General features: G+C 44.0%; 7 protein-coding genes and 2 pseudogenes. 7 read left to right on the plus strand and 2 right to left on the minus strand.

Translation table 11 applies throughout. The annotated features are described in order from the left end of the window. Positions 1-211, plus strand: a 211-nt coding sequence (locus tag H6G97_RS51990) for a hypothetical protein (RefSeq protein ID WP_206759161.1), incomplete at its 5' end; no start/stop codon positions are given. 115 nt (positions 212-326) lie between these two features. Here the strand turns inward: H6G97_RS51990 and H6G97_RS42105 are convergent. Next, positions 327-1,286, minus strand: a complete 960-nt coding sequence (locus H6G97_RS42105) for an ABC transporter substrate-binding protein (protein ID WP_199350052.1) — start codon at positions 1,284-1,286, stop codon at positions 327-329. A 6-nt stretch (positions 1,287-1,292) separates the two neighbouring features. Between H6G97_RS42105 and H6G97_RS42110 the strand changes: the two genes are divergently transcribed. The 5 genes and pseudogenes from H6G97_RS42110 to H6G97_RS42130 all read left to right on the plus strand — a co-directional run. Further along, the gene (locus tag H6G97_RS42110) at positions 1,293-1,850 is read left to right on the plus strand and encodes a hypothetical protein (protein WP_242055962.1); all 558 of its coding nucleotides are present in this window, start codon (positions 1,293-1,295) and stop codon (positions 1,848-1,850) included. A 47-nt stretch (positions 1,851-1,897) separates the two neighbouring features. Beyond that, positions 1,898-2,125 (plus strand): 4Fe-4S dicluster domain-containing protein, encoded by a 228-nt coding sequence (locus H6G97_RS42115; protein WP_190946502.1) that lies wholly within the window; start codon positions 1,898-1,900, stop codon positions 2,123-2,125. Between the two features lie 10 nt (positions 2,126-2,135). Then, complete coding sequence (locus H6G97_RS42120) at positions 2,136-3,110, plus strand: HEAT repeat domain-containing protein (protein WP_190946503.1); 975 nt, start codon at positions 2,136-2,138, stop codon at positions 3,108-3,110. Further along, positions 3,103-4,182 (plus strand): Mrp/NBP35 family ATP-binding protein, encoded by a 1,080-nt coding sequence (locus H6G97_RS42125; RefSeq protein WP_190946504.1) that lies wholly within the window; start codon positions 3,103-3,105, stop codon positions 4,180-4,182. Before H6G97_RS42120 ends, H6G97_RS42125 begins: the two co-directional genes overlap by 8 nt. Before the next feature lie 272 nt (positions 4,183-4,454). Beyond that, a pseudogene (locus H6G97_RS42130) lies at positions 4,455-4,544 on the plus strand (IS5/IS1182 family transposase); the annotation flags it as partial. Between the two features lie 22 nt (positions 4,545-4,566). On the opposite strand, the gene H6G97_RS42135 reads toward H6G97_RS42130, so the two are convergent. After that, positions 4,567-5,678 (minus strand): IS630 family transposase gene (locus tag H6G97_RS42135; protein ID WP_242055963.1). Its coding sequence is split into 2 segments (ribosomal slippage): positions 4,567-5,258 and positions 5,258-5,678, totalling 1,113 coding nucleotides; the frame shifts between segments, so codons are not numbered across the junction. 213 nt (positions 5,679-5,891) lie between these two features. Between H6G97_RS42135 and H6G97_RS42140 the strand changes: the two are divergent. Continuing rightward, positions 5,892-6,816 (plus strand): annotated as a pseudogene (locus tag H6G97_RS42140) (AIPR family protein); the annotation flags it as partial.

Consider the following 6,816-nt stretch of genomic DNA (forward strand, 5'->3'; position numbering starts at 1 on the left):
TGATTCGACTACAGGTGAGATCAGTGAGAATTCTTTGAGTTGCATTCAACATCAGTGCATTCAGGGAATAACCCTCACCTTACCTGATTTTGGGCTTAACCGAACCGTATTGAGTCTCAAAGGACGACCCAAATTATACAGTAACAAAACTGGAGGATGTATCTGTGGAAGTCACACCAGGGATCAAACAAACTTTAGAAGATTGGGCTAAGTTTAGCTATGAGACTGGCATTACAAAAAAAGAGGTTTCCTGGAACTGGAAATAATAACAAATGGCACTAACCAAATCATTAATGACTAAACATTGTGGTTTAGGTGCCACCAAATCATAAATTGCTTTTCTGTAAAAACTCTGGTTGAACCCAATGATTCAAATCAATTGTCTTCAGATGCTCATTTCCTGGTATTTGACTGAGTTGATGAATGTGTAAATTCAACCAATCTGAACGCATAGCAGTTTCTGAAAAAAAGCGTCCAGGTTGGCTTTTTGGATCGGACGTGCTTAAAATTTGAGCGATGATTTCAGTATCCACTCGTGTCCACTGGCTCACTAACCGAAGTGCAACGGGTGTTCTGTCGTACCACTGTTGAGCAGCGGTTAAGGCTTTCAAATAAGCAATCACAACTTCGGGATAGCAGTCTGCTAGCTCGGCGCGAACCACTACTCCATAGAACACGGGCAAATTCTCTAAACGCTGATCAGATAGATAGCGGAATTTTCCCTGGCGACAAGCGACATCAGGGAAGGGGGCAAAGTGAGCGTAGCTATCGGCTAAATGAATTGGGAACTCAAAGGCTTTAGCAGAATTCGGATGTTCCAAGGAAGCAAGGTGAACATTACTCAAAAGATTCGCCGCTTGTAGCGATCGCATCACCATACTGTGAGCCGAAGATTTGAAGGGAACGGCAAGCACCCGTCCACGCAAGTCTTCAAGGCTCTCCAGATTCGATTGATGCGGCACAATCACTGCATTACAAGAACCATCGGGATTCGATGACACAAAACTAACCAAACGAGTTTTTTGAGCGTCCGTCTGTTCTGGCTGCACAGCACTCAACAGCAATGGATAGTCACCCAAAATGCCGATATCTAACTGTCCAGAATGCAGTCCCTCGACGATCGGTGCCCCTGTAGTCCAGTCTGACCAACGAATCTGATATCGAGTGGCACTATAGCGTCCGCCCTTTGGAAGGAAGTGTTCCAATAAGCCTAACCGTTGCATGATTAGCCCTGCCGCGATCGCGGGAATTGTGCGATTTTGCACGCCAATGGATAACGTGACCACAATTACATGATTGGCGCATTTGTGTTTGGTCGTTTGGCAGGAGAGAACGCGATTGACTACATCCAAAATTTAGATTACCTTGAACCCGATCCAGAGTTTCTAGAGACAGAAAAAGCCAGAATCTACGCCCCTCTCAACCAATCCAATGGCATCCCTCATACTCAGGTGGAATATAAGCTGCGGCGACTTGTAAATGACTACTTGCAACCACCCAAAGTGAGCCAGAAGATGGAAATCGGCTTGCAAAACTTTGTTCGTTATCAAGAAACCCTGGAATTAATGGGTGCCCATGATCCGCACGAATTAATGCGCTGTATGGAAGTTCATTTCATTCGCGATTGTGCCGAAATGGCAGCTCGTGCTTCTCTTTACCGTCGTGAAAGTCGCTGGGGATTGTATCACTACCGTTTAGATTATCCCGAAAAGAACAATGAAGAATGGTTTTGCCACGTCAACTTGAAAAAGAATGAGTCTGGTGAAATGGTATTGTTCAAGCGTCCTGTTAATCCATACGTTGTTGAAGTAGATGTCAACAGAGAAGTCTACGACGTTGCAACCCGATAAACAATTGATCACATCAATAATCACTCACAACAGGAGTTTTTGATCGGATGGCATTCATCAATCAACGAGTCGATGTTCCCGTCACTGTGGATGAATCAAAGTGTTTGGAGAAATGCACAGCCTGCATCGAAGTTTGTCCCCTAGATGTGTTAGCCAAGAATCCCGAAACAGGCAAAGCCTACATGAAATACGACGAGTGCTGGTTCTGTCTCCCCTGCGAAAAGGAATGCCCTACAGGAGCCATCACCGTCCAAATTCCATTCCTATTGCGCTAGAAGAGTGTCTATGCCTGCAAATATCGACTCTGAACTGAATCAGTGGCTAGAACTGCTGCGATCGCCTAATGAAAGCGATCGCCTGGTTGCTGTCAAAACTTTACAACATTTAGGTGATGAGGATGCTCTGGAACCTTTAATCACCGCCCTGAAAGACGAGAGTATCACGGTGCAAAAGTTAGCAGTAACGGCTCTCTGGGAATTGGCAAACCCTGCTGTTGTTCCAGCCCTAATCCAATGTCTGGCATCACCGGATGAAGAGATTCGAGACGAAGCGCGATCAGCTCTAGGAGAATTAGTGTCTCCCGATCATCTGCTGTTACTGCTAGATGCATTGCAACAAGAGAACGTCAGTCTGCAACTGAGTGTGCTGTTTCTGCTGCAAAAGATTCATGACGTGCAGTCCTTACCCTATATTCTGCCGTTTTTTAAATCAGACAGGGCAGAGTTACGAGAAGCTGCTGTCACCACGCTGCGCTATCTGAATCAGGTGAAACAGTCCCCATCTGCGATCGCCCTTCTGTCCGATCCAGACGCAGCAGTCCGACGTTCAGCCACATTAACGTTGGGACACTTAGCAGATGCGGATGTTGTTTCTGTCCTTTGTCACGCTCTGGCTAATGACGTGGATTGGCAAGTGCGCCGCAACGCGGCCAAATCCTTAGCACTACACGCTAATCCAACGGCTGTATCTGCTTTGGAGATGGCATTAGCAGATAGCCACTGGCAAGTGCGAAAGTTTGCCCTGCAAGCTCTGCAAAAAACACCCGACAATCGCACCTTACCCGCTTTAATTCAAGCTCTTACCGATAAATATTCCGATGTCCGTCGAGATGCCGCAATCGCTCTCGGTGCGTTGAAAAATTCAGCCGCTCTGAATGCACTTCAGCAAGCCTTAGATGATCCGGATCGAGATGTCTGCATCTACACTCAACGGGCAATTAAGTCGATTCAGGAATCTTTGCAGGAACACTCCAATGCCTAATTTACAAACACTCTCTCAGCCCATTAATCCATCTACTGCTATACCAATTGATTCACTTGCAGAAACACGTAAACAAGAGGTTGTTCAGCACTTGAAGCAGGTAATTGAACCCATTCTTAAAAACGATATTGTTAGTCTAGGAATGGTGCGTAACTTGCGTGTTGTGGACGATTACATTTACCTGCGGCTCTACATTGGTCAGTATCAGCACCACTTGCAAGAACAGATTCAAGCAACCTTATCCCCTCTATCCTGGTGCAAAAAGACCTATATTCAGCCTTGTACTATTCCGGGTGTGCGGACAACCCTGGCAATTTCAAGCGGCAAGGGAGGTGTGGGAAAGTCAACGGTGGCTGTGAATTTGGCAGTGGCTCTCAGTCTGCAAGGGGCAAAAGTCGGGTTGCTTGATGCCGACGTTTATGGCCCTAATGTGCCTCAAATGCTGGGATTAGGACACGTTGATGTACAGGTAATCGGTACCCCAAACGGGCAACGATTTCTACCATTAGAGGCGCATGGAATTAAAGTTATGTCCGTCGGACTGCTCGCCGAACCTGATCATCCTCTTGCCTGGCGTGGGCCTGTGCTGCACAAAATTGTGACCCAGTTTATTCAGCAAGTGGATTGGGGTGATTTGGATTACCTACTAATTGACCTACCTCCTGGAACCGGAGATGCCCAAATTACCATCATTCAAGAAAGCCCAATTTGCGGTGTCATTTTAGTGACCACTCCTCAGCAAGTCGCGATCGCTGATGTCCGTCGCAGTGTTCATATGTTTCGTCAGGTCGGTGTTCCAGTGCTTGGCGTTGTGGAAAACATGAGTTATCTGATTTGCAATCACAGTGGAAACGCTCTGCCTATTTTTGGTAATGGCGGCGGCACTCAGTTATCAACCGAACTTCGCACTCATCTACTGGGTCAAATTCCAATTGAGGCTCGTATCTGCGCTGGGGGAGATATAGGAAAACCATTAACACTGACTGATCCAAGCTCTGTGATCGGTCAGGTACTGACTCATGTTGCAGCCAATCTCGAAGCAACGTTTTGTTCCAGATCTAGTCTTGGTTGATTACCCAAAACGATGCACACGAGAACGGACTGTGCACACTGATCCTAATCCCACTAAGTTTGCCTTACTCAAATCAGGAATAATATTTTGTTTTAAAAATTTCTATCTATCCCAAACTTCCACCCCTTGCCTAAGAGGCTGTTTGAAAAGTTGGAGAGATGGTAAAAAAACTCTCTCAGTATACGCTGTGAATAGATAGTAGACAGCACTCTCGTGAGCAACATGGGTAAAGAGCATACCCCAGCAATCTAACCCGTGTTCAATATGAATTTATGAGTGACATGATTCCAAAACAAAAACCCGGTGGTCGCAAGCGTGAAGTTGATATGTGGGAAGTTCTGAACGCAATTTTTTATGTCCTAGTGGTCTGCCAAGTCAACTTTGCTAGGTTAAATTCGGATATAAACGCTCCATTTTTCGGCGAGCATCTTTGGTTTGAAAATCCCAATAGACACTAGCTTTTTGCTGATTACGTTGTTTCTCCCAAACGGCAATCTCAGAAGTTAATGTTTCTGCATTAGGAATACGCCGTTCTAAACATTGGCGAGATAAAACAGATAATTCAATTTCTACTTGATTTAGCCAAGAAGCGTGTTTAGGAGTATAGTGAAACTCTAGCTTTTGAATAATTCGACGTGCTTCTTCTGGTGGAAAAACTTCATATAATGCGCTGGGGGTATGAATATTTAGGTTATCAACTATTAAACGAATAACATCGGCATCTTGGTAGCAAACATCCACTAAAATTTTCATCTGTTTAGCAAAATCGGCTTTAGTTCGACGTTCTGTAACTTCGATATGCCGCCAGCCTGCCAAGGGTTGAAAACATGCAAATAAATTTACTGTCCCGTTACGTTTATACTCAAAATCATAACGTTCAGGCTGCTCTGGCTCTGGTGGCAAAGGAAGTCTTACTTCTTCCACTAATTGGTATGGACGTTCATCAAAGCATACTACAGGGCGTTTAGGATCATAAGGTTCATTGTATAGATCCAGCACATCTTCCATTCGAAAAACATATTCTGCGTTAACTTCAGGAATACACCATTGTTCTTTCAACCAAGGCTTGATTTCATTTTTTTTAAAGTTTGACGTACTGTTTTATCTGAGATTGAATCTATGATACCAACGTTCACTAAATGATCTGCTAATAATTGCATTGTCCAGCGCACTCTTCCACTTGGTGGATTAGAACAAGCAGTCGCAATTAAGAATGCTTCTTGTTTTTCGTCTAATTTTTTTGGTTTTGGTGGATGAGCTTCATCCTTTAAAGCAAAATCTAACCCACCAATGACAAATTTTTCTCGTATCCGTTGTACTGTGGCAATATGCGCTCTAACTGTGTCAGCGATCGCTTGATCCGTTTCTCCTTCGGAAGCCATCAAAAGAATGTTTGCACGACTTATGGTTCTTGCCTTATGCTTACCTTTCTTAATTATCGATTGCAGTTGAGAAACTTCACCTTCATTCAAGTCAACAATGTACTTTTTCGCCATGTTACACCCCGTTTTTGGCTATTTTACCAATTAGAGGTTTTACTTAGCAAAGTTACCTTGGCAGACTACTAGTACCGCAAGGCGGAATTTAAAATTCAAAATTCAAAATTAATACATCGTAAGCGTTTCATTGATCTGGGATGGATGGTTTATTTATGCCGTCCTGTACTAGTTTTAGTTAACATAGAAATTTTAGTTCCCAAGAAATAAACTATGCCCAAGACTTGGAATATTAAAATAGATAACTATTTTCAAGCCAACCCCAATTGCATTATCGCCACAGCCCATGTAGACAGCTTCCCTATAGACCTCCCCTTAGAACCCAATATCAGGGAACCCAACCGCAAAAGCGCGACCTACAGACAAATCTTCGACTCGCTGACAACCGAACCTGCAAAATTCTTCTCTCGCCACAGTGGAATCGTTCTGTCAGCCAATAAAGTTAAGCCCAACAGAAATAAAACCGAGCTAGAACTGGAAATTTTAGAAGCTAACGAGGGCGGTAGCGATGGGATTATGAACGGTGGGCATACAGTTTTAGCCTTTGAGCAAGCAAAAAATTACAAATATGATTTAACCGAAGTTAGGGTAAAAATTACGATCCACATTGGACTGACTGAAGAATCAGCCAAAGATATAGCCCTAGCTTCAAATACTACAACGCCAGTAGATTTTCGCTCCAAAGTCAACGCCAGAGGTGATTACAAATTCATCAAGCAGTATTTAGTCCAGTTAGAGAGAGCAGAAGATAGGAAATTTCGCATCGCCTATTACCAAAACCAAAGCGGCGCTCCCAGAAACGCTCAGTGCAATGTCACCCATTTACTCAAGCTGCTTTACTGCCTCGACAGAAATAAATACAACCCCGACGGCAATAAACGAACCAAACACCCAGTAGGGATGAGTCTTCCAAGTCACATCACAGACGCAGAAAGGGAAAGATTACTGCTTTACTGCCTCTGCTCTCTCAAGCTTTGTGGATAGAGCAAAAATTGTACGAAATAATTCAAGAACATATCAGCAATCCCAGAAGAAAGGGTAGCAACGATTTAGCATCAATAGATATACGTAAAACTACGTTATTGCCTGATAGCAAGTATTCATTCGGGTTTGGTGCGCCAACTGACCTCGCATTACC

The organism is Nostoc flagelliforme FACHB-838, from assembly GCF_014698065.1.
GTDB classification, from domain to species: Bacteria; Cyanobacteriota; Cyanobacteriia; order Cyanobacteriales; family Nostocaceae; genus Nostoc; species Nostoc flagelliforme_B.